Here is a 24,062-nt window from a genome sequence, read left to right as displayed (position 1 = left end):
TCCTGCGTCTCCTGCTGCACCCCGGCAACCGCCACCTTGAGCCCTTCGGTCTCCTGCCGCATCTCGGCAACTGCCACCTTGAGCCCTTCGGTCTCCTGCCGCATCTCGGCAACTGCCACCTTGAGCCCTTCGGTCTCCTGCTGCACCCCGGCAACCGCCGCCTTGAGCCCTTCGGTCTCCTGCCGCATTTCGGCAACTGCCACCTTGAGCCCTTCGGTCTCCTGCTGCATCCCGGCAACTGCCACCTTGAGCCCTTCGGTCTCCTGCTGCACCCCGGCAACTGCCGCCCTCAGCTCCTGCGTCTCTTTCCGGTTCTCCTCAATCGCCGCGTTCGATCTACCTACGACTCGGACAAGTTCAGCTAATACCCGCTCAATACTATCCAGGCGCTCCTCCAACATTATGACTTCCCTTCCCCTTCACATCTCTTTCCCTTATTTTACCACATCCTGCTCAGTCCGGTCAAGAACATTTGTTCGCATCAGGTAAAAAACTTTGACCAGCTCCTCATCCACTTCCGCCTCACCGCCCAGCACACCCTCCACCGCCCGGACCACCATCTCCACCGGGCGCGGTCGGTCCAGCTCCAGGTAGCAGAGGCGCCGCCCCCGTCCATAGCGGCGCGCCAGGCCCAGCGGAATCTCTGTCGGATTCACCTGTTCCTCGGTCAGCAAAGTGAAACCCTCCCAGTGGCGGTGGATCCGCCGTAATATATCCAGGGTCCGGTCAGTTGAGCCCCGGTCAACAACGATCAGATCGAAAGCAGGCGTCTCCTGGTGATAAAAATTGGCGATCGCCCGCATCACTCCCTCGATAATCTCTTCCTGATTCCGCACCGCCATCACCAGCGTAGTCGTCGACCACGTCAAATGACAGCACTGGCAACCGCGCGGCCGCCAAAACGCATAAAGGCCAAGCAGCAGGGAGATCAGCATCCCAGCGATGGCCAGCCAGAACAAATCCCCATTGTGCACCGTACCACTCCTTTCGCCAACTTTATGCCGTGGGAGTTAATACAGTTTATGCACAGTGGGCCTAATTTGGTGCTATCCGTGAGCTACAGATCCACCAGCTTATATTTGATGGCGTAGATCGCCGCCTGGGTGCGATCCTTCACATTTAACTTCCGCAAAATACTGGTAATGTGGTTCTTGACCGTTTTCTCACTGATAAACAGCATCCGGGCGATATCCAAATTAGAAGCGCCCCGCGCCAGGCAGACCAGGACCTCCCGCTCTCGCTCCGTCAGGCGGTTCACCGCGGTTTCATCGGCCGCCACCGCCGACAGCCGGTTGAATTCCCCCATCAATTTCGCCGTCACCTTCGGGTGAACCACTGACTTCCCCTCATGCACATTGACGATGGCCTTGATCAACTCATCAGCCTCAACATCCTTCAAAATGTAGGCGGCCACGCCGGCCCGGATGGCTTCGAAGATCTGGTCATCTTCGTCAACCGTCAACGCGATCACTTTCGTGCGCGGTAATTCCTTCTTAATGACCCGGGTCGCCTCCACCCCGTTGGTCCCTGGCATATTCAAATCCATCAGCACAATATCCGGCTGCAACCGCCGCGCCTGCGCGATCGCCGCCTCACCATCGCCCACCTCACCGACCACCCTGATCCCCGGTTCCAGTTCCAGTACCTTGCGCAAGCCCTGTCTGACCAGGGCATGGTCATCAACAATCAATACCCGAATCGGTTTCACTCTCGACCCCTCCCGCTGCTCATCGCGAACTCACCTTACTCCTGGTCTTTCAGCGGAATCTGCACCACCACTTCCGTGCCTTTGCCAGGTGATGATCTGATCATCAGCTTGCCATCCAACATCTCAACTCTTTCCCGCATGCTGGTCAAACCATAGCGGTCATGTGGAGTGGCCAGCACCTCCTCAACGTTAAAACCAACCCCATTGTCCCGCGTAATCGCGGTCAACATCAACGGGGCCATTTCCAGCTTGACCGTAGCCTGGGAGGCCTGTGCGTGCTTATACACGTTATTCAGCGCCTCTTGAATCACCCGGAAGACTGCCACCTCCAGGTACGGCTTGAGCCGCCGTTCCTGGCCGAGGATCGTCAGGTGCACCGGCAGCCCGTACTTCTCCGCAAAATCGGCCGTGAATCGCTTGAGAGCCGGCACCAGCCCCAGGTCATCAAGGGCCATCGGCCGCAGAGCAAAAATAATCTTGCGGATGTCCTGCAGGTTTGACCGGGCAACCTCCTTGAGTTCAGCCAGTTCCTGACGCACCCGCGACAGGTCGACCTCCCACAGCTTCTCGCAGTATTCCAGGCGGAGAACAATATTGGCCAGCGACTGGGCTGGACCATCGTGAATCTCCCGGGCAACCCGCTTGCGCTCCTCTTCCTGGGCCTGGACCACCCACCAGCCCAACTGCTGCAGGCGCTGGGCCTTGTCCAGCGTGGCGCTCACCTTCTGCAGGTTACCGCTGATAAACTTCAGCATCATGCCGACCTGGGAGATCAGCATTTCCGCCCGTTCGACGATTTCCGCGATCCGCTTCACCCGGCGCTCCAGGTCATCCCGGCGGGCCCGCAGGTTGGCTTCCTTCTCCCGCAGCACAAACAAGCGGATCTGGATATCCTTCGCCTGTTCGTAAGCCTGGCGCACGTCCTCCTCACTGTACTTGTGAAAATCCCGGCTGACCTCCATCAACCGGTACCGCGCCTGTCGGTCCGCCAGGGTAACAGCATCGACTTCCTTGATGATGTTTTGCGTCTGCTCCTTGACTTCCAGCAGCTCAAGTTGAACCCGGGCGTATTCGCTCCGCGCGTTTTCCGCAATGTCAAAAATCTGCTCCTGGCTGTTTTCAATGGTTTCGATCAGTTTGGTGATGATATTTTCCAGCAATTTGGCGTCGAATACTTCCAGGTCAGTCATGCTCCTCCCCCGACCTCCCGGGCTTGACATCGTGGTTGAGGGGTTATTCGACACCAAGCGCGCGATTTCCTCCAGTATCCAATTATATCGAATAATATTCCGGCAAACTTGAAGGGTTAGAGTAAAAATAAGCAATTTGGCCCAGGACCAAAGTTGGATTGCTTTGTGGCTTCTTTATAATATGGACACATACGCAAAAAAGGGGTTAGCCATGCATGGAGGCTGGCATTCGCGAAATCAAAAACCGACTAAGCTACTTTCTAAAACAGGTTCAGGAGGGCAAGTCAGTGCTAATTAAAGACCGCAATCGACCAGTGGCCAGGCTGGTCCCGGTCGTGGAAACAAGGAATAACGTTCCCGAGGAGATTATCCGTCTGGTCGAAAGCGGACTGGCTTCCTGGAATGGTGGCAAACCAAAGGGGATCGATTTTCCAGCAACAAATAAAACAGCCATCCTGGTCTCAGAGATGGTGACGGAGGACCGGCGATGATCGCTTATCTTGATACGTCTCTGGGAAGCGTTTGCCAGTTATGCTTTTGAGATGGTCCCTGACCAACCGCCAGGCCGGTAAGACGACACTTGCAGATGTTATAGCCACCAGCACCACCTGGTCCCCCGGGTCTCTTAACCCCGGGTTAGATAAAGTGATAAAGCAAGCGCAAAAAACAGGGCCGCCCGGGCCCTGTTTTGCTCCTGCCTGCCAAGGGCAATCATTCAAGCGTTCACGTTACAGCTGCAAATACTCCCGTACTTCCTGCTGGATCTGCCGCAGCTTCTCCTCGTTGATGGCCTCCACGTAGATCCTGAACAGGGGTTCCGTGCCGGAAGGCCGGACCAAAAACCAGTTGTCTCCCTCCAGGAGCACCTTCGTCCCATCAACGGTCACCTTCTGCTGGACCTTCAGCCCCGCCACCTCAGCGAGGGCAAACTCGCGCAGGGACTGCAACACGCGGGCCTTGTCCGCCGGGCGGCAGTGAATGTCCAGCCGCTCGCTGACCAGCCGCCCGTACTCACGGGATAACTCCTCCATCAGGGCGGTCAAACTCTTGCCCCACCGGGCCACCATTTCCACCACCAGGGAGGCGGCCAGGATCCCGTCTTTCTCCGGGACGTGCCCGTGGATGCTGATCCCCCCGCTCTCCTCCCCGCCCAGCAGGCTACCCCGCTCCAGCAGGGACTGGCCGATGTATTTGAAGCCCACCGGGGTCTCTTCCACCGTCAGTCCGTACCGGGCCGCAATGCGGTCGACCATGTGGGTCGTCGCCACCGTCCGGGCCACCGCTGGTCCCAGTTTGCCGCGCGTCTCCAGCAGGTGGTAAAGGGCCAGGTAGATCACCTGATTCGGGCTGATGTAGTCGCCATTGCGGTCGATGATCCCGAAGCGGTCAGCATCTCCGTCCAGGGCGATTCCCAGGTCAGCCCCCTGCCGCCGGACCCTTTCCCGCAGCTCGCCCAGGATTTTCCCCGTTGGCTCAGGGACGCTCCCGCCAAACAGGCAGTCCCGGTAGTTGTGCATCACCTCGACCTGGCAGCCCGCCTCGCGCAGGAAATGCTCCAGGTAGCCGATCCCCGCGCCGTACAGCGGGTCGATCACCACCTTCAGGGGATGACGACGGATGTCCGCCACATGGATCAAGGACGCCAGATGGTCAAGGTAGACCTGGAACGGCTCCACATCCTGGATGAGACCGGCCTCTTTCGCCTTCTCCAGGGGTAATTGCTTGACCTGGCCATCCCCCGTCAGCTGCTGCAGAAAATGCTCAATCTCGTCGGTGATGTGGGGGAGCGCCGGCCCGGCATAGTCGGGGATGAACTTGATCCCGTTGTACTCTGGCGGGTTATGGCTGGCCGTGAGCATCACCGCCCCGGCCGCGTCCTTCCATTTGATGGTGTAGGCGGTTACCGGGGTCGGGGTAGCCTTAACGGTCAGCCAGACGGGGATCTGGTTGCCGGCCATCACCTCGGCCACCGTTTCCGCAAACTTATCGGACAGGAACCGGTTGTCATACCCCACCACAATCCCTTTGGCGGCCAACCGGTGTTCATGCAGGTACTGCGCGATAGCCTGGGCCACCAGCGCCACGTTGGCAAAAGTGAATTCCCGGGCAATGATCGCCCGCCAACCATCAGTTCCAAACTTGATTCCAGACATATGCGGTAACCTCCGAAGCTCGTATTATGCCCACTTTCCCAATAATTGTAACACGCCTCGCCCCGGCCGTAAAGCAGCTCGTCCCCTCTAAAAAGCTATAAAAAAAGTAGCCTGTCCCCATTTATTTGTCGTCTACGTCCACGGGAAACTGCAGGTTGTCACGGCGCTGGTCGATGTAGAGTTTACCGCTGGCGTCCAGACTGGCATAAACAACATCCCGGACACTGTTAAATCCCTGCTTCTGGAGTTCCGCGATCAGCCACTGCTCGTCCAGGTTCAACTGCTGCAAGTTCGGGTAAATGACCTGACCATCCACCACCAGTTCAGTGGGTACCCCCTCGTACTGTGTCGGCAGCTGCAGGTCCTGCGGGGTGACGGGCCGGTGCTGGGACTTGGGCAGCACGCTGAGGGACCCGTTGGTCTCCAGGATGGCGTACTCCACGTCGGCAATGTTGAAAATGTTCTTGTCACGCAGCTGAGTCATGAGGTTATCCACGCTGTACCGCATGCGCCGCATGTTGTCTTCCAGAATCTTGCCGTTGTGGATCACCACCGTCGGTTCCCCCTCGATCAGTTTCCGCAAAGGGCGGCTTTTCTCTGTGATAAACGCCGCCGAAAAAGCCAGCGCGACAAATACGGTCAGGGCCCACAGGTGCTGCCAGATCTTCTCGGTGCCCCCGATCGCAATCATCGCCGCCAGATCGCCAAACGTGATGCCGGTGATGTAATCATAGACCGTCAGCTGCCCGACCTGTTCCTTGCCCAGGATCCGCGCGTACACCAGGATACTGATAAAGGCCAGCCCCGTCTGAAATGTGGTCATCAACAACCAGTCCACTGTGATCCCCTCCCTGCAAGGCAAAATTCACTGTTTTATTATGGCAACAGCACCCGTTTTCTATGCGCCGCAGCAAAAAAAATCAGACCCTCCCTACACCCGGGTCTGACAACGCTTCGTCTAATCCAACTCCCCACCAAAAAGGCGCCGGGCCTTTTTCTCCAGCAGGATTTTCTGGCTTGCCTTCACAAACAAATCGAAAATATTACCGCGGCCCCGCCGCCTGATCACCACTGGCCGGCTCATCCCAAAACCCCCTTGAAAATAATGGTTCTGGTATGAGTATACCCCGAAGTGAACACACTTAAACTTAGCCAACGTCAAGTTACCAAGCTGATTTTTTGACTTAACCGAAGGTCGCTACCTGTCTGTTTACCATGACCGATAAATTTACTGGCAGATCACCGGCTGAATGTTGAGACTAGCCTAAAGTTTCCCGCCTCGCAGTTGGCTCTGGCCGCTGGTTAGCCGACCGCCTGAAGAAATCCCCCTTCGCTGACCGGTCCGAAATCCTGGTTAATGTCCTGAACAGCTACCGCCCTAAGGCCATCAGTTTGGCCTCGTGCTGAATGACCTTTTTACTCACGTACAGCAGGTCTTCCTTGAACTCAGCCAGTTGCTCCTTCACCTCTTTACGGAATGCCGCCTGCTCGCCCTGCAGCGAGTCCACCTTCTCCTCCAGGCGGGTGAGCCGGGCCCCGTTTTCCTGCGCGCGGTGCTCCAGGGCGCGCAGGATTTGCGCGTGCTCCTGCTGCCCCGCCTGCAGGCCCGTCACATCGGTCTTTAAAGTCGCCACATCGGTCTTTAAAGTTGTCACATCGGTCTTTAAAGTCGCCACATCGTTCTTTAAAGTCGCCACATCCGCCTTCAAGCTGTCCAGATCATGCCGCATCAACTTCAGCTCATCCAGGATCTGCCCCAATACTTTTTCCACGCGGGCTCCCCCCTAACACCGTTTATCCATATTATACCACACTAACCACTCTGCGTCAAACAATTGTTCGCCCGAAATACTCCAGAATCGCCCGCACGATCCGCTCGGCCGCGTGCCCGTCCCCGTAAGGATTGACCGCCCGGGCCATCCGCTCGTACTCCTGCCGGTCCTCCAGCAGCCGCCGGGTCTCCCGAAAGACCGTCTCCCGGTCGGTCCCCACCAGCTTCACCGTGCCGGCCGCCACCGCCTCCGGCCGCTCCGTGGTGTCGCGCAGAACCAGCACCGGCTTGCCCAGGGACGGCGCCTCCTCCTGCAGCCCGCCCGAATCGGTCAGGACCAGCGTCGCCCGGTTCATCAGGTTGGCAAAAGGTTCATAATCAAGGGGTTCGATCAGGTGCACCCGGTCCAGGTGCCCCAGCACCGCGTTGACCACCTCCCGCACCTGCGGGTTCCGGTGCACGGGAAAAACGATCTGGATATCCGGGAAATACTCGAGCAGGTCCCGAAAAGCCAGATACACCTGCCGCAGGGGCTCGCCCAGGTTCTCCCGCCGGTGGGTGGTCACCACCAGCGTCCGCCGCGACAGGTCAATCGCCGCCAGTTCCCCCGTAAACCGGTAGTCGGGCTTGACCGTAGCCAGCAGGGCGTCGATCACCGTGTTCCCCGTCACCCAGATCCGCTCGGCCGGCACCGCTTCGTCCAGCAGGTTCTGACGGGAAGTCGCCGTCGGGGCAAAGTGCAGGTCAGCCAGCGCGCCCGTCAGCTTGCGGTTCATCTCCTCGGGAAAGGGCGAGTATTTGTTGCGGGTCCGCAAGCCCGCCTCCACATGTCCCACCGGGATCTGGAGGTAAAAAGCCGCCAGGCTGCCGACAAACGTCGTCGTCGTGTCCCCGTGCACCAGCACCAGGTCGGGCCGCTCCGCCTCCAGCACCTCCCGCAGACCCTGAAGCGCCCGCGTCGTCACCTCGAAGAGCGACTGCCGCGCCTGCATGATGTTCAGGTCGTGGTCAGGCCTGATCTGAAAAAGGTCCAGCACCTGGTCTAGCATCTCCCGGTGCTGGGCGGTCACCGTGACTCTGGTGATAATCTGGTCGGGAAACTTCTGCAGCTCCTTCACCACCGGCGCCATCTTGATGGCCTCCGGCCGCGTGCCGAATATCGTCATCACTTTCAGCTTGTCCATGCTCCACCTCAAGAAAATTAATGGACGGAAGATAACTGGTCTATCCGCCAGTGATTTCCGTCCTTAATTATATACCATCCGGCTTTCTTTGACCAACAAAGTTTTCCCTACTCAGATCGCCCGTCGGCGCAGGCTGCGGAGCAACACCTCGTGCTCGCCCAGGATACCGGACATCGACCGCTGGTGCTCCCTGATTTCCTTGAACTCCTTTTCCAGGCGATCCAAGCAGGCTTCCATCTGGTCGCGCCAGGCGCGCAGTTCCTGGCGCAGTTCCACAACCAGCCTTTCCATACGCGCGAGACGGTCTTCCGCCGCGGTTTCCACAGGTTCATTCGTCACCTCAACACCGGGTTCCTCAACCCGCGGCGGAGCCAGTACGGTTTTCCCGTCCACCACCACTTCCGGCGTGATGTGCAGGGTATCGGCCAGCCGCTTCAGCCAGTTTTCCGCCGGATCCGCCAGATCAGCCAGCCGCCCGGTGGGATAAAGCTTCACCCGGTTCTCTATCCCCAGCATCAAAATGTTCTCCTCACCGTCTTCCATCAGGGCCGACAGCCGAAAACACACCAGCATTTCCTGCATTTCCTCCTGGGTCAGTTCGTATGTCCCCTCCTGAAACAGCAGGGACCGGCAGACTTCCTCATCGGTCGGCATCGTTCCCGCTTGCTCGGCCAGCAAACTGCGCACCCGGGCAAATTCCTGGCCCGAGATCAGGATCTTCATCGGTCTCACTCCATTCATGATCAGGTTTGTTTGTGATCGTACTTCGACATCTCTCGCCCAGACCCTTTTGTCCAACTTGTTTTACAATTCTGAACCGTTTATACTGGTATCCGCCGCAAGGTCCTGATTGCCACCTCATGTTCACCAACGATCGCGATAATCGACTTTTGCTCCTCTTTGATTTCCTTGAGCTCTGTTTCTACCCGCGCCAGCCGAGTCTCAATCCGGTCCAATCGGTCTTCGATCCGCGCCTGTCCCTCGCGGAGTTCCTCCACCGCCGCATTGGTATTGCCCACGATGCGAATCAATTCCGTCAGCATTCTTTCCACATGTTCAAGACGGTCTTCCGCCATAATGGGCTCCCTTCTTCTACCAACCAAAATGTTTTATGACCGCTGCTTTTGATTAATTATACCACATAAATTTTACCACCGGGACGGATTCGTCCTAATCATAACCACTAAGAACGAATTTTTCCTTCTAGATAAAATATTGTCAGACATTAAGTTTTTTCCGACAATAACCACTCCCGGAACCCGGATTTCGCCGCCTATTTAGCGAACAATTGCGACCCACATTTTCCATATAATGTTCCCGGCCATAATTCTCAAGAGCCAGACCTTCCGACACCGCCTCATCCGCTTTTCGATTATTGTAGGGATAAAGAAGATTTTGGCCCGCTGTCGCCCCACAATACTTCCTTTTTCTTACCCCGGGCCTGCTATGCTGGAGATAAAAAACCTTACCCGGGAGGCTTTTACAAATATGCTGGTCAATGAAATCAAACCACCGGTCAGAACCGTGCAGATCCTGTGCGCCAGTCTGTCTGCGCTCGGCTACTACCCCTGGCAAATCAAACAGATCATCCTTGAAGTCGCCGGCACAACCAACCTGAAAGACCTGGACGAGCAGCAGCTGGAACAGCTGGCCGACGAACTGCGCCGGCAGTACGAGTTCGCCCTGAAGTGCCTGGCGGTGACCAGGTCGGAGTGAGTCGACCCAAAAGCCTTATGATTTAGCCGCTTCAGCCGGCCCTTCAGCACCCGTTTCCTGTGAAGCATCCCCGGGGCCGGCTGCATTGTTCTTCTTCCGCTGGACAACCTGCCCCACTGCCCGGTATGTCAAATACAGCATGACCAGTCCACCGTAGCCCGCCACATCCAGAACCACGTCCTGCACCAGCCCGTCACGCCCCGCCACGCTCATCTGGTGCCACTCATCCAGGACAGCCACCCCCGCCACCAGCAGACCCGCCCACACCCAGCGACGCCGGCCCATCCCGGCCAAAGCCCCGGCCAAGGACAGCCCCAGCCCCCCGTAAACCAGCACATGGGCCACTTTGCGCAGTACAATATACAGAAAAAGAACTAGATCAACCCGGTTATCCAGCACCCGCCCGGCATAGGTAAAATGCAGGTGCGGCAAACGCTGCACCGCCTTGATCAGGGTCGGGTGCCGGCGGAGGAACGGCTTCAGGTCCTGCTGCGTCCCCGGGGTATTGGAGAAAATAGCGATAATGACTAAGCAGACGAGCACCGCCAACCATCGGTGAATTTGTTTTCGGTCATTGAGCATCCCGAAATACTCCCATAAAAACTCTTCTCCTGGCTATTCCTTAATTTATTTTCCTTTACTTATAATCCAGTAATTCCTCGGCTGGGACCTCCCGTACCACCCGGGCCGGCACACCCTTCACCAGCCGTCGCGCTGGGACATCTCTGGTCACCAGGGCCCCCGCCGCGACAAAGGCCTCCTCGTTTATTACCACGCCCGGCAGCAGGAGCGCTCCGCCGCCGACCCGGGCCCCCCGGTGGATCGTCGGTCCTTTCAGGTACTGAAACCGCTTCTCCGTGCGGCCCATATAATTATCATTGTACGTTTTGGCCATTGGCCCGATGAAAACATGGTCCGCGATCGTCGTGTGCGCCGTGATGTAGGCCCCCGTCTGGATCTTCGTATAATCGCCAATCGTCACCTGGTTCTCCACCGCCACCCCCCGACCCACGACCACGTATTCGCCCAGCCGGCACTGTTCTCGGACCGAGGCCAGATCCCCCACCAGACAATGATTGCCGATCACCGTGCCAGCATAGATTACAGCACCGGCACCGATCTTACATTCAGCGCCAATCCGCAGCGGCGGCAGCTCACCAACTATCTTAACCGTACTGATTTTCGCCAGCGTCAAAGGTTTGCCCAGAACAGCATTATCCGAAATGATACAGCCATGCCCAATAACCGTCCCAGGATAAACGGTCACGCCATTGCCGATGACCGCCCGGTCCCCGATTACAACCCCGGCGTTGATCACGGTATAATACCCAATCTGACAATTCTCACCCAGAATAGCCGCCGGATGGATAAAGTTATACAAATGGTCTCCCTCCCGAAATTTTATTGATTAATCAGTTTTTCTACCTTTTGCCCATCAACTTCTTGATACATGCAATTACGCGCCACTGGTCATCTTCGGTTAAATTTGAACCCGATGGTAAACAAAGACCCGTCGCAAAAATCTTGTCACACACACTTTCCTGCTCCCCATGCGGGAAGTAGGCATGATTTTTAAACAGCGGCTGCAAATGCATCGGCTTCCAGACCGGCCGGGACTCGATATTCTCCCGGGCCAGGGCCGTATAGACATCCATAGCCGTCACCCCGCATCGCGCCGGATCAAACGTTACCACTGTCAACCAGCGATTGGCGCGACCGTATCCAGCTTCCGGCATAAACCCAATGCCATCAATGTCAGATAAGGCCTCATAATAACGGTTAAAAACCGCCCGGCGAGCCTCAATCCGCTGATCCAGGATCCGCAGTTGTCCTCTCCCGATCGCCGCCACAACATTGCTCATCCGGTAATTATAGCCCATTTCCGTATGCTGGTACCACGGGGCCGGCTCCCGCGCCTGGGTTGCCCAGTACAGCGCCTTTTCCAGGGCTTCGACATCATCAGACACCAGCATGCCACCACCGGAAGTAGTGATAATCTTATTTCCATTAAAAGAATAGACCCCAAACTTACCCCAGGTACCGCTGGCCCGGCCTTTATAAGTCGCCCCCAGTGACTCGGCCGCATCCTCCAGCACCGGCACTCCGTAGCGATTGCAAATTTCCAAGATGGGCTCCATATCTGCGCTCTGACCATAAAGATTAACCACAATAACCGCCTTTGGTAATTTACCTGTTTTATCAGCCCACCAAAATGCTTTCTCCAAGGCCAGCGGCGACATATTCCAGGTCTCACGGTTGGAGTCGATAAAAACCGGTTCTGCGCCCTGGTAGAGCACCGGATTCACACTGCCGATAAAAGTAAAGGAGGAACAAAACACTGTGTCCCCCGCACCTACCCCCAATAGCCGCAGCCCCAGGTGGATGGCCGCTGTCCCGGAACTGACCGCTAATGCTCCCGCTGCCCCCACGTATTCCGCCACTTCCTGCTCAAAGGCCGTCACGTGCGGCCCCAGCGGCGCGATCCAGTTGGATGCAAACGCTTCTTTAATGTATTCCAGTTCATAGCCGCTCATATGCGGGGGCGATAGATAAATCCGCTCGTTAGAATCCGACATTTTTGGTTCCTCCCACACCTTGATTCAAATTCTTCGCTGGCTCAACCACGTCGCCCAATCTACCAGGTTCTGCAACGCCAAAAACAGTCAGGAAAATATACTTAAGATCGTCAACAAAGCGATAGTTCTGGATATACGCCTTGTTTATTCTCACCTTATCAGGGAAGATAACTTCGCGATTATATTTTTCCGGCTGTTCGACCTGGGCCAGGATTTCCTCCTCATCCCGATACTTCAACGTGGCCGGGCCAGTTATTCCCGGCCGCACCGATAATATTATCTTGCGGTCCTCTTCCTTTAACGCGTCGGCAAAGCCCGGCACATCTGGCCGCGGTCCCACAAAACTCATCTGGCCCAATAAGACATTGATTAACTGCGGCAATTCATCTATTTTCGTCCGTCGAAAAAATCTCCCTAATGGCGTAATCCGCGGATCTTTACGTGTCGTCACGACAGTTTTAATTGCAGGTATTTCCCGCATCGTTCTGATTTTGATTACTTTAAATATTTTCCCGTTTCGCCCTACCCGCTCCTGGGTAAAAAATCCACTCCTGCCTGTATCGATAGAAGCAAGAATAAAGGCGATAATAATAATCCACCCCGTTAAAATTAAGCCAATAGCAGAAAAGAAGATATCAAAAGTTCGTTTGAGGAATCTGTCGAAAAAAGACAGGTAATGTATATTATCAGTTTCTCTCATGTTCACATAAAGACCTCGCATTTTCTCCTCAATTCCTCTTGAAATAATATAGCCCGAACTTTATGTATAAAACCATTATCAGGCAATTTATATATTAATCCGCGTAAAGGATAACAAAGTTCAACAGCCTTGCCGAGTAATGGGTTATAGATCAATTCTAAATAACAATACAATTTCTTAAATCCGAATTTTTCGAGAAACTCTTGCACATTTGTGTCGTGAGCAATAGAACGACTACCATTGCTCACGACAGAACCCCGCTCTTGAACATAATACTCCAACAAAGAACTGATCAAGGCATACGAGGTATAATGTTTTAAATACTGGGGATCATATTTGATACCGCTTGCCCTCTACAATGCACTGACAATATCCCGCTAAATTACCTTTATAAAATACACCCCAGTATTCAAATAATCCTCTATCTGAAGCCTCTCTAATACTTTTTTCATAAGTTCGTCTGTCAACCGGAGTGGCATTTTGATAGCGGCTGTATGCCGATAAATAACAATCATAACCATTTTACGGCCAGCCAGTCTGCCTTTATAATTTCAACGTTGCAATTACGCTGTCCACGCTTAATTTGATTTCGCATTTTTGATGATAATTTTGAGGGATCGTAACTGTCACAAATTACATACCACCACTCTGTCTTTTCAGTAGAAGGCATGGGGGTATAGCGCAAAAATAAAGCTTTTGATTCTCTTAACAATCGTTCAGCTTCAATTTTCGAGATCTCAGGAAAACAAGGAAAAGGGCTGGCTGGTACAAGCGCTCCCTGATATAAACGCCAATACGTCCCCCTCCTTCATATAACTTGATTCCCACTTTTCTAAGATATTCGATGTAGCTGGTCATGTAAAACACCTACCAAACAAATAACATAATTTGTAAGAATTCTTCTGCTAAAACCCGATAATCATGCTTCGCCAAAACATAATCCTTACCTTTCTGTCCCATTATCTCCCGCTCAGCATCACTCATCTGCATTAATCTCAATACTGCCTCCGCGATTGCCGCCGGATCTTCCGGGGGAACAGAGATGCCACAACCACTTTCAGCTACCAGGTCATTGCCTGCCTCAATCGCATGAATAATTGGTTTAGCCGCCATCATATAATCCATTAATTTATTAGGGCTTACCCCAAAGCGAAATAAAGGCTCACTTTTTAATCCAATATATAATACATGCATTAGATCTAACAATGCAGGAATAGTTCCTTTAGATACAGGTGGCAAAAATATTGTGTTTTCTAAACCAAAGTCTCTAGCCTTATATTCTAAAGCACTTTTTTCAGGACCTTGTCCTATAAGGACAAAGGTAACTGGATAATTTTTTAGTAATGAAGCAGCTTCTATAAAAGCATATAAAGCATTCGCCAAACCATGTGAACCGGTATATCCAACAATAAAACGCCCTGTTTGTCTTAATTTGGTTAATACCTCTTTATGCTTGTCTGGAACCGGGAGTCGATTGTTTTGCCACTCCGCAACATCAATCCCGTTAGGGATGTAAACAAATTTCTCAGGTGCCATGCCGTGCGCTTCCATATGCATATTTGCTTTCGGCAATAAAGAGACAACCCAGTCTGCCACCCGATAAGCAAAATTTTCCGCTATTTGCAAAAATACAATATATGGATGATAAGGCGACATCCCGCCTAATTCAACCGGTGATAACGGCCACAGGTCATGTACTTCGAAAATCAGTTTTGCTCCTGTTTTTTTAGCTATTCTATAAGCCGGATATATATCAAGCGGATAGGTTGAAGAGGCAATAACTACATCTGGCTTACACACATCAATTAAATAACTTTTGAAACGGAATAACTGGGCAATAAAAGCAAGCATGTTCAATACCCGCTTTAACCCATTACCCTGATATGGTGGAGTCTTCAGCCAAATATAATGGACACCTTCGATATACTCCTCAGCTAAGCTGCCGGCTACTACTGGCGCTTTGCTTCGCAAATGGGAAAAAGAAGCAGCCACAATCGTGACCTGATGACCAAGCCTAACCCACTCTCGGGCTAAATAAAAAGGCCGATATTCCATTCCGTGAATATTTGAGCCTGCATAATGGTTAATAAGCAGTATGTTCATAGACACCCTCAAGCAAAACCTGCACTATTTTCCGCCCAGCATTTCCACTACCATATAAGTCAATCAAAGTATCAATTCTTTTATCTCTCATCCTGGACTCGGCAGCCAGAATACGCTCATAATCAGCACCAGCCAGAATGTTGAAGCCATGCTCTACTAACTCAACCCATTCCGTTTCTTCCCGCAGGGTCACACATGGTTTGCCGAAGAAATAGGCTTCCTTTTGTATCCCACCACTGTCTGTAAATACCCCACGGCAGTGAGATAATAAGGTAATCATATCAAAGTACCCGACTGGCGCGATTTGATGAACATATTCCAATTGATTATGATTAACCATCAGGCATTGCCGGGTCCGTGGATGTAATGGTAAAACCACCGGAATTTCTCTAGCAATGGCTTCCAGCGCTTTTAGAATGCTCTGCAAACGGACTGATTCATCAGTGTTTTCTGCCCGGTGGATAGTCGCCAGGTAGAATCCATCAGGGAATTTCTTGATTAACTCAGCTATTTCCTGACTAGGGCGGGCAATCTTTTTATAAAACAGGGCTGCATCGTACATTACATCACCGACCAGGGCCACCACCGGTTGATGTTCAAACAGGCGCTTGCCATCCTGGATACAAAAGCCTTCATTTTTGAGGTTCTCCACCGATGCGGCAGTTGGGCAAAAAAGCCAGCGAGAAATTCGGTCAGTCAAAATACGATTAACCTCTTCTGGCATCCGCATGTTATAAGACCGCAATCCCGCCTCCACATGGGCCACCGGGACATGCAGCTTGACCGCGGCTAGGGCCCCGGCCAGAGTAGAATTGGTATCTCCATAAACCATGACCGCATCCGGCTTTTCCCGCAAAATTACTTCCTCAAGCCGCTCCAGCATCCTGCCCGTCATCGCTCCATGTGAAGTTCCCCCAATCCCAAGATGATACCGGGGCCGGGGAATAGACATCTCTTGAAAAAATATATCTGACATATTTTCATCAAAGTGCTGGCCGGTATGGACAATTACTTCTTCAATCATACAGCCGCCTCGTCGATCCCGGTTGTATTCTTCTATGGCTCGTGAAACCACTGCCGCCTTGATAAACTGGGGTCGGGCACCAACAATAGTTACAATTTTCATAGTTTCTCCTAAACATCCTCCAAATGAATGCTCCTCATAAAAGCTGTTTTCTGCTTTATCCTACGTTTAATACCACCCAACAAAGTTTCGCTGGTCATGAGTTCGATAAAGTGGAAAACTTTTCAGCATTGCACACTGACCAAGGCAAATCTTGAACGCCTCATGCTATGCTCCTTTGATCATTTTCAAAAGCACATTAACATTTTTACAGATATTGAATTCTTCATTAACCTTGCGGCGACCTCTTTCCCCGATGTCTTTGGCTAGATTCTCGTCCTTGACAAGCCTCTCTATGGCATCAGCTAATTGCTGAACATTTTTATCACTTACAATTATACCATTACCACCTGAAAGAAGCTCCGGTATACCGCCAGTGCTGGTTGCAACCACAGGGATTCTATATGCCATAGCCTCCATTAAAGCTATTGGAATACCTTCCCTTTCGCCATCGCTAGTAACTATGCTGGGAAGAACCACTGCATCAACCTCCCCTTTTTTGTACATCTGCATTAGATCTCCGTGAGGCAAACGACCAACAAGTTTGACAACCTCTCCCAATCCAAACTTCGCGACTTGTTGGCGAATTTCCGCTTCAAGAGGACCATCTCCAATAAGCAAACACCGAAAGCTTTTAATTCCTTTCTTTAACAGCACTGCACAGCATTCTATTAGAAACCTATGTCCCTTCACGGGCACAAGATTGGCTGGACAAGCAATCACAAAATTGGGTCGCGATGAGCGGAATTGCGGAAGCAACGTCTCGGGTAACCGGACTCCCATATGCAGCACTTTCACTTTGTCTTGATATGTTTCGCCCACAATACGCAGTACCTCGCGCCGCCCGTCCCCAGAAATACACCGCACAAAAGCCGCCCGTTCTACTTTAAGTTTGAGCAGGTTTTTCTCCGCAATATCCCACCGGTGGAGGGTAACACTCCATGGAATACCCGTGAGTTCTGAGACTATCCACGCCATGGTGGCCGTGGTGGAACCCCAATGGGCATGAATATGTTCAACTCTGGTTTGATGCAGCAAACCGGCGATAAACACCGCTTTCGGAGCAACAGCAAGATTCTTAACCAAGATCTTCAGCGTTCGTGAATGACGTAAAATTCTACCTATAATCCACCATAAGCGGGGTTTCAAAGCCACCGTTTTCAAAAAGGCGAGGAAAATTCGCCAGTCGAACAAAGGTAGCCATATAGCGCGGTCCAGAAGCTGCCGGGCCAGATCGTGGAAAACTTCTTTCGGAGGATTCCGGGGCACGATGACGAGTTCAACGCCTTGTTCGTCCACCGCGATCATCTCTTCCAGGACAAAGGTCTCCCCCCGCCCGAACGGAGCATGTGCCGTTATGTAAGCAATTTTCATCTCATAATCACCACCTCTACCGGCTCCCGCAGCTTCTGGCTAACCTTAACGCCAACCGCCCTAAGTCGGTTTTTCCAAATCTATTGATACCTAATCCAGCGATCCTAAAACTCAGTAATGAGACTATCATTGTCTATCCAGGGTAAGCACGGTTAGTTGATAAACATGCATGTCATGGTATAAGGGGCTATTCAAATAGCCCTGTATATCAATAAAAGGATCAATAGACGGCATCGTATCCCTGCAGGTGGCATTTCAAGGTGTCTAAGGAGAGTCTAAGAGGTTGCGAAATTACTATTTTTAAACACCAATCAGAAACCGCAAAGCCCTAAAATGGCAAAGAGCTAACCGTTCAGTATAGAAGAGTGAGAATTAAATGGGTACTTTTCCAAAAAATAACGACTCCCTTTCAGTAATTGCTGTGTCCACTTTACAGGAGAACTGCTCATTAGATACAATGCCAGTTGCCCTAATCATTAGCCTGGTATGCGGTATAAAAAGGCTGATCCTATATTCTTCGACCAAGACGCAAGTAAGCCCAATATGATTCCAACAACGAAGACTATTCGATAATCCCATAGAGTATAATCGAACAATTCCATACTTAGAAATATTACCACTGCAATTCGAATGAACAGAATGCTCATATAGGTCTCCGAGTTAGACGCGAATCTATTTTTACAAAAGCCCTGCCAAAAAGTAAGTGCAAATGCCACAGCTCCCATTAACCCCGCTTCAGACAGCACCATTAAATAAAGATTGTGAGGATGCCAATAATAATTGTAAATATCAGGCAACGTAGATACTGTAGGCCATAATGTACCAAAACTTCCCGGACCATGCCCCAATAGAGGTGACAACTTCCATAATTGTAGCGCCCCGCACCATAGAACAAGACGATTATAATCCAACCCATAAGAAATAAGTCTATGGCCAGCTGTTGAATTTATTGTGATGAATATAATAACAATCGAAAAGAACCATGATGAATAACGAACTTGTCTGTCGCCCCATAACATTAATGTAATGAGGTATATGCCTAACCCAACCAAACCTTGTCGCGAGCCGGTTAACAAGATGACTGTAATCTCAATAGCTGTCGCCATCCACCACCAAGCTGGGAGCTTTTTCCGATCTAGTATGGCACATGCGTACGTAATAGGCAAAGCTATGCCAGATACAGTTGCTAACGTATTGATACCTAGACCCACTGTAAACAAACGCTCGCCTACAGATGGATCCAGAAGATATCGTCCAATGGCTATAACATCTAGCCCAACCAACGCCCCTGTCAAAGCATATAAGGTTCGCTTCCACGCATCCAGAGTTCTCGTAATACCCCATACAGCAATGACTACTAATGGAAGGCGAATATATTCTAAAACTCCAGCCCATAACGAAGCCGCACCAATTGCGTAGATAACTACAGGCGTAAACGCTATCACCCACAAACCGAACCACCTGGGTACCCCTTGTTTAGCTATCCCTATCGTTACTAAGATTAGCAGGAGACAGTCAGCTGGCCATATCCCTTTTATAAGCGTTGTAATTTCTTCACCTGATAACATAAAAGATGAATGGTATAAGCTAATAACCAAATATTGGTCAAGTGTCCTTGGAGTCCACATAACTGCTAAAATGCTCGCTGGTAAAACACCTACTAATGGTGAGCTACTCAAAAGTGCAAGTGCGAATATCAAATATAGCAAAGGTGTTATGGGAAGCTCCGAACAAAAACTCGCCGTCAGCATCCCTATTGCCGTACCAATAAAAACTATTAGAATAACACTATTATGAGCTTGCCATGTAGGCCAGTTTGAAGTAATGATCTTGGCACCGGTATTCATGCGCTTATATACACCTCTAAGATGCGGTCCGTCCATCTTGATACAGAAAACGCTTCGGCTACGGCTCGCCCTCGACCACCCATTTTAGATGCATCAAGCCTGCTATTTATTATTGAGGCCAGCATAGTTCCAAATTCTGCAGCAGTAACATCTGATGGCATAACTATTCCATTTATTCCTGTATCAATAATTGTCTCTGTAAAACTGTTGGCCACACATATTACAGGTAGACCTGTGGCTAGTGCTTCCATGATTCCAAGATTAAAACTCTCGTTCGTGGACACACATACCGCCACGTCCAGTGCGCGGAAAATGTCTGGGATATCAGTACGCTGCCCGGTCATGATTACGCTTTGGCTCAAATTCCGTCTCACTATTTCATGCTTGATCCGGGTCTCTTCTGACCCGTAACCAACCAGCAAAAGCACGATCATACCCGCATGTTGGGTTCTCCGCAGCGCTTCCTCAAAAGCTTCAAGAAGAAAGATATGACGCTTCTCGGGCCGATACCCAGCTACGTATCCGACGACCTTAACATCTGGAGATAAATTGAGACCGATTCTATGCCGAGCGTCCTGCTTTTCATTCAAACTGCTCACAGGATGAAATGTTACAGTATCAACACCATTTTCGATCACATACTGGCGCCCATTATAAGGCACGATCCCTTTTAACTCAAACCGTTCCCGCTGTGCGGTAGATACGAACACGCTCTCTACATGATTAAGTTTGTAAAGCAACTTTCGTGGCAGGTACCGAAATTGTTTCTTACTTGGATCGGCGATCTGAGAGTGGTGATGAACCACAATTTTACAGGGTTGATACCCAAAAAATCGGGCAACAAGCGCGGCTACTAAAGTATTATACACCGCTATGTCAAAGTTAATATGAAGTATTTGTGGTCTGTAATCCTTCAAAACATTGATTATTGCATAAATAGCTCGCAGATTGATACGTCTTTCCATAGTGATAATTTTAACAGTAGCTCCGGCCTTCCGCAACTCTTCAACAAAGATACCCGGTGCAGTGACCGTAACAGCTATTCTAAATCCCTTTGATATGAGCTTCTTTACCAGTTCAAGAAAACCTCTTTCGACAGACCCGAATGATGTTCCCGGTGAACCGAAGACGATAACAATTCGTAGTCTCCGATCTTGAAAGCTATTTGACGCTTGCATAAACATCTAGCACTTTCCTCCCCATAGCCTCAATACTAAAATGCTGATTTACATATTGCACTGCCTTCTTCGATAAGGTCTCTCTTTGTTTTAATGCCATAATAATAGCATTAGCTAATCGATCCGGTTCTCCTGGAGGAACTAGAAAGCCGGTCTCACCATCAATAACTATCTCCCGAAGTCCACCAATTGCTGAAGCTACTACTGGTACCCCACTAGCCATAGCTTCTAAAACAGCAATCGAGGTTGCTTCCTCAACGCCCTCAGAAGGAATAGACGGAATAATAACTACGCCGCATTTCCTCATAAGCTTCGGCATTTCTTCACGGGATACAGTACCAAAAAAAGTAACAACATCCTTCAAATCATTTTCATGTACGTAGCTTTCCAGTTGCCGCCTTTGCCTGCCGTCACCTGCAATAATCATTCTTACTGCAGGTAAACGCGGGTGTTGTTTCAAGAACTCCATCGCCCTGATAGCAACATCAACCCCGTTTTTAGGGTTGAGCATTCGAGGGCAGAGAATAGTATATCTATCAAAACTTTGATCATCAGATGGGCAGAACACGCTCGTATCCACTGCGTTGGGTACAACCCATGTCGGCACTGAATAAGATACTCTAGCACTCACATGCTTCGCTATGCGTTGATCAACACATATTATGGCATTCGCCGAAGCGTAGGTTGCGTATTCATTCCGTTCAAGGTATCTATACCCTATTGAACCTCGTTTCACTGTACGTCTTGAGACAGCCTCGTCTGCAATATATCCATGTACAGTTAATACAATCGGCACCTTGTTGCCAACTATCTTTCTAACTATGTCGGCATATTTGCTATGGCAGTGTATTAGATCAAACGTTTCAACAGACTGAAGACTTTTCGCCAGTTTCATCTCGGCTATTTTGTCTGATACCATAAACCCCCAAGGCTCATGTATCTTATTTAACATCTTACGAAAGCCAGCATATGCGTAAAATCGTATACCCAATGACGGGTCTATGTCGAGCACAATGGTCTGTGAGTCGACTCCATGTTGTTTCAACATCTTCTCAAGTGTTGCCACGTGTGCTGCTACACCACCTGCTGCCATTTTAGCGACTGGACTTATGATCAAAACCCGCACCAGATATACCCCCTTGTCTAAAACAATTAATATCATATAGCCCATGGTTGCCCTTGGAAGGTTTTAATTAATAACTATGCCGTTATTCTTTGGGCAATGAGTTTTCTCGTCCCTATCGGTACCCAAATGAAAAATTAGGAGGCTTTTCCTACCTTAACATGTCACCTTCTCGACTCCACTGATACGAAAGTCGATCATTGTTGGTAAGAGTTATCCTCTGCGGCACCCATCTAGTCCTATGCGGGGATTAGAAATAAGTTTAGCACGAAAATAGACCTAATCAAGTGATCTTTATCAAGTAAATATGTCTGCCGAGCAAGGTGCAAAAGGGCAACAAGAAATATAGCAGATGCATGAGCTTGCATCAGCTGGGTTAATTTCTTCTGGGGATATAACTGTTAAACGACCTGGTTGACTTCCCTTATCTCAAGCCCCAGCTTCCGGGCCTCTGTAATAATTTTTTTGATCCGAAACCTTTCTTGCTTTTGTTTGGCTTTCTCAAATGAAGTCTCGTCGTAGTCTGTACCGTTTTTTAGTAAGTTGTAAATGATCACTAAGAGCTTTCTGGCTAGAGCGATAAGGGCTTTCTTGGCCCCGCGGCGTTGCTTGACCTTCCAGTACCAGGACGATAAATAGCTGTTGCGTACCCGGGTGATGCACCAAGCAACTTCGCAGAGGATTCGCTTTAGATAGGTGTTACCGTGGGTGGTGCGAGTGGACTTTTTTTCCTGCACTTTCATTATTGCCGGGACTTAAGCCCGCCCAGGAACAGATATGTTCCGCAGTTTTAAAGCGGCTCATATCAATGCCGATTTCCGCCAGAATAGCGGCGGCAGCGGTTTTATCAATCCCCGGGATGCCGTCCAGTTGCTCCAGTTGTCTTTGGTATTGGCCCAATTTTTCCTCCAGCTTTTGCTCTACCTGCTGAAGATGCTCGTAGTGCTGATCCAGCCAGCCCAGCAAAAGCTTGAGGAACTCCCTTTGGTAAACATCCATTTTGCCATTGACAGCCTCCTTGATTTCCTGGAGCTTGCACTTGGCACGACCCTTTACCAAAGTCTCTACTTCCTGGGCGGATATCTTCCCATGACGGCAAAGGTGATCCATAATCGCCCGGCCCGATACCCCGAAGATATCGGTGAGGAAAGTGGAGAGCTTGAAACCGCAGCTTTGTAAGTGCTTTTCGATGCGGTTCTTTTGCGACGCAATCTCTTCGATAATATTTTTGCGGTACCGGGTTAAATTACGGATTTCCCGGATAGGTTTGGAGGGAATAAAACTTCCTTCCAACAATCCGGCGCGCAAGAGAGTAGCTATCCATTCGGCGTCCTTCATGTCGGTCTTTTTAGCGGGAACGTTTTTCATGTGCCGGGCGTTGGCAACAATCAAAACCATACTGCCGTCAAAGGCTTCTTCCAGGACGTTATATACAGGCTGCCAATAAACCCCGGTGCTTTCCATGGCCACATGCCGGCAGTTCTCCGCTTCCAGCCAGGCTTTCAGTTCTTCCAGTCCAGCCAGAAGGGTGGAAAAGGTGCGGATGGTTTTTGTCGGTTCCTCGCCAACATTGCCTTTTAATAGGCAGGCGACGACAGTTTCTTTGTGGACATCGAGACCACAACAGATTTCCAGGATGTCTTGCATGAGCTTCCTCCTGCCTCATTGGATTTCAGGGATGATTGCCCGAGAAAGTAAGAAGTTTAGCACCCGTGCTGTTCCCAAGTCCTTAAGAACAAGGGGCGACAATTGGCTGTGCTCAAAGGCAATCAGGTTAGGTTAGTTCCCGAGGTTATACCTTCAAAATATACTCAACCTTTGTCCCTGATAAGTCCAATGTAGCAGAAAATCAGGCCGTTGTAATCACTTCTTCCTATTTTCATGATTGGTTGTGCCCCACTGGGCATGGCCGGTTAGTTCGAAATCCAATTACCTTCCAAGTACTCTGGTCACGATTTTCTTTCAGCTAATTATCAATTTATTCAAGCGCCCAGGTGAATATCTGTTTGCAGACTTGCTGGCACAGTTCGTGGGTGCCTTTTTCAAGCTCATAAAGGTTTTTGCACTCACTAATTAATTTAACCAAACCCCTAACAAAAAGAAGAGCAGCCCTACTATGTGGCGAAAATTAACATAATGAGACCTCACGCTCCTCAAGTTTTGTTGGAGTATTTTCTTATGTGCGAGGCCTCATTTCTTTTTCAAGACAATAGGCTGATTCCTTCCCAGTACTTACTGAAATTTTACACGGTCCTACCTTTATTTTTATCTATTTTTATCACTATTGTTCTCTCACAGGGCTGTCGACCGGTTGTT

22 protein-coding genes and 2 pseudogenes are annotated in these 24,062 nt (G+C 50.7%); 2 read left to right on the top strand and 22 right to left on the bottom strand.

Annotated features, from left to right (window positions below; genetic code table 11):
• The 4 genes from HPY81_07680 to HPY81_07665 all read right to left on the bottom strand — a co-directional run.
• On the bottom strand, positions 1 to 401 hold a 401-nt coding region (locus HPY81_07680), incomplete at its 3' end, for a hypothetical protein (GenBank protein NPV27305.1).
• Positions 402 to 434: 33 nt separating this feature from the next.
• The gene (locus HPY81_07675) at positions 435 to 974 is read right to left on the bottom strand and encodes a glycosyltransferase (protein ID NPV27304.1); all 540 of its coding nucleotides are present in this window, start codon (positions 972 to 974) and stop codon (positions 435 to 437) included.
• A gap of 83 nt (positions 975 to 1,057) precedes the next feature.
• Entirely contained in the window at positions 1,058 to 1,708 is a 651-nt protein-coding gene (locus tag HPY81_07670) for a response regulator transcription factor (GenBank protein ID NPV27303.1), read from the bottom strand.
• 35 nt (positions 1,709 to 1,743) lie between these two features.
• Positions 1,744 to 2,898: a sensor histidine kinase gene (locus HPY81_07665; GenBank protein ID NPV27302.1), complete on the bottom strand. Its 1,155-nt coding sequence runs from the start codon at positions 2,896 to 2,898 to the stop codon at positions 1,744 to 1,746.
• A gap of 215 nt (positions 2,899 to 3,113) precedes the next feature.
• Between HPY81_07665 and HPY81_07660 the strand changes: the two genes are divergently transcribed.
• The gene (locus HPY81_07660; GenBank protein ID NPV27301.1) at positions 3,114 to 3,389 is read left to right on the top strand and encodes a type II toxin-antitoxin system prevent-host-death family antitoxin; all 276 of its coding nucleotides are present in this window, start codon (positions 3,114 to 3,116) and stop codon (positions 3,387 to 3,389) included.
• A 237-nt stretch (positions 3,390 to 3,626) separates the two neighbouring features.
• On the opposite strand, the gene HPY81_07655 is transcribed toward HPY81_07660, so the two are convergent.
• From HPY81_07655 to HPY81_07630, 6 genes are all read right to left on the bottom strand, one after another.
• Positions 3,627 to 5,051: a phosphoglucomutase/phosphomannomutase family protein gene (locus HPY81_07655; GenBank protein ID NPV27300.1), complete on the bottom strand. Its 1,425-nt coding sequence runs from the start codon at positions 5,049 to 5,051 to the stop codon at positions 3,627 to 3,629.
• A 121-nt stretch (positions 5,052 to 5,172) separates the two neighbouring features.
• Positions 5,173 to 5,874 (bottom strand): DUF421 domain-containing protein, encoded by a 702-nt coding sequence (locus HPY81_07650; protein NPV27299.1) that lies wholly within the window; start codon positions 5,872 to 5,874, stop codon positions 5,173 to 5,175.
• A 547-nt stretch (positions 5,875 to 6,421) separates the two neighbouring features.
• Positions 6,422 to 6,823, bottom strand: coding sequence for a hypothetical protein (locus tag HPY81_07645; protein ID NPV27298.1), 402 nt, complete (start codon positions 6,821 to 6,823; stop codon positions 6,422 to 6,424).
• 55 nt (positions 6,824 to 6,878) lie between these two features.
• Complete coding sequence (gene wecB, locus HPY81_07640) at positions 6,879 to 8,006, bottom strand: UDP-N-acetylglucosamine 2-epimerase (non-hydrolyzing) (GenBank protein ID NPV27297.1); 1,128 nt, start codon at positions 8,004 to 8,006, stop codon at positions 6,879 to 6,881.
• Between the two features lie 111 nt (positions 8,007 to 8,117).
• Positions 8,118 to 8,729 (bottom strand): hypothetical protein, encoded by a 612-nt coding sequence (locus tag HPY81_07635; protein ID NPV27296.1) that lies wholly within the window; start codon positions 8,727 to 8,729, stop codon positions 8,118 to 8,120.
• A gap of 98 nt (positions 8,730 to 8,827) precedes the next feature.
• Positions 8,828 to 9,082 carry a hypothetical protein gene (locus HPY81_07630; GenBank protein ID NPV27295.1) on the bottom strand — a complete coding sequence of 85 codons (255 nt, stop codon included), beginning with the start codon at positions 9,080 to 9,082 and terminating at the stop codon, positions 8,828 to 8,830.
• Positions 9,083 to 9,494: 412 nt separating this feature from the next.
• Here HPY81_07630 and HPY81_07625 point away from each other — a divergent pair, with 412 nt between their 5' ends.
• Positions 9,495 to 9,722 carry a hypothetical protein gene (locus tag HPY81_07625; GenBank protein NPV27294.1) on the top strand — a complete coding sequence of 76 codons (228 nt, stop codon included), beginning with the start codon at positions 9,495 to 9,497 and terminating at the stop codon, positions 9,720 to 9,722.
• Between the two features lie 15 nt (positions 9,723 to 9,737).
• Here HPY81_07625 and HPY81_07620 read toward each other — a convergent pair whose 3' ends face one another.
• From HPY81_07620 to HPY81_07565, 12 genes and pseudogenes are all read right to left on the bottom strand, one after another.
• Entirely contained in the window at positions 9,738 to 10,304 is a 567-nt protein-coding gene (locus tag HPY81_07620; protein NPV27293.1) for a VanZ family protein, read from the bottom strand.
• A 55-nt stretch (positions 10,305 to 10,359) separates the two neighbouring features.
• Complete coding sequence (locus HPY81_07615; GenBank protein ID NPV27292.1) at positions 10,360 to 11,103, bottom strand: N-acetyltransferase; 744 nt, start codon at positions 11,101 to 11,103, stop codon at positions 10,360 to 10,362.
• Between the two features lie 40 nt (positions 11,104 to 11,143).
• Positions 11,144 to 12,298, bottom strand: a complete 1,155-nt coding sequence (locus tag HPY81_07610; protein ID NPV27291.1) for a DegT/DnrJ/EryC1/StrS family aminotransferase — start codon at positions 12,296 to 12,298, stop codon at positions 11,144 to 11,146.
• On the bottom strand, positions 12,285 to 12,998 hold the full coding sequence (locus HPY81_07605; protein NPV27290.1) for a sugar transferase: 714 nt from the start codon (positions 12,996 to 12,998) through the stop codon (positions 12,285 to 12,287). The genes HPY81_07610 and HPY81_07605 overlap by 14 nt, the downstream gene beginning before the upstream one ends.
• Before the next feature lie 867 nt (positions 12,999 to 13,865).
• Complete coding sequence (locus tag HPY81_07600) at positions 13,866 to 15,101, bottom strand: glycosyltransferase family 4 protein (protein NPV27289.1); 1,236 nt, start codon at positions 15,099 to 15,101, stop codon at positions 13,866 to 13,868.
• Positions 15,082 to 16,227 (bottom strand): UDP-N-acetylglucosamine 2-epimerase (non-hydrolyzing), encoded by a 1,146-nt coding sequence (gene wecB, locus HPY81_07595; GenBank protein ID NPV27288.1) that lies wholly within the window; start codon positions 16,225 to 16,227, stop codon positions 15,082 to 15,084. Before wecB (HPY81_07595) ends, HPY81_07600 begins: the two co-directional genes overlap by 20 nt.
• Positions 16,228 to 16,392: 165 nt before the next feature.
• Positions 16,393 to 17,598 carry a glycosyltransferase gene (locus HPY81_07590; protein ID NPV27287.1) on the bottom strand — a complete coding sequence of 402 codons (1,206 nt, stop codon included), beginning with the start codon at positions 17,596 to 17,598 and terminating at the stop codon, positions 16,393 to 16,395.
• 476 nt (positions 17,599 to 18,074) lie between these two features.
• Positions 18,075 to 19,445 (bottom strand): O-antigen ligase family protein, encoded by a 1,371-nt coding sequence (locus tag HPY81_07585; GenBank protein NPV27286.1) that lies wholly within the window; start codon positions 19,443 to 19,445, stop codon positions 18,075 to 18,077.
• Positions 19,442 to 20,629 carry a glycosyltransferase family 4 protein gene (locus tag HPY81_07580; GenBank protein ID NPV27285.1) on the bottom strand — a complete coding sequence of 396 codons (1,188 nt, stop codon included), beginning with the start codon at positions 20,627 to 20,629 and terminating at the stop codon, positions 19,442 to 19,444. The genes HPY81_07585 and HPY81_07580 overlap by 4 nt, the downstream gene beginning before the upstream one ends.
• A complete protein-coding gene (locus HPY81_07575) occupies positions 20,607 to 21,749 on the bottom strand; it encodes a glycosyltransferase family 4 protein (GenBank protein ID NPV27284.1) in 1,143 nt (380 codons plus the stop codon). The genes HPY81_07580 and HPY81_07575 overlap by 23 nt, the downstream gene beginning before the upstream one ends.
• 398 nt (positions 21,750 to 22,147) lie before the next feature.
• Positions 22,148 to 23,393: pseudogene (locus tag HPY81_07570) on the bottom strand (IS110 family transposase).
• A gap of 322 nt (positions 23,394 to 23,715) precedes the next feature.
• Positions 23,716 to 23,894 (bottom strand): annotated as a pseudogene (locus HPY81_07565) (ISLre2 family transposase).
• Between the last annotated feature and the right edge of the window lie 168 nt (positions 23,895 to 24,062).

This window comes from Bacillota bacterium (assembly GCA_013178045.1).
Classification (GTDB): Bacteria; Bacillota; Ch66; order Ch66; family Ch66; genus Ch66.
This window is presented reverse-complemented; position numbering and strand designations above follow the sequence as displayed.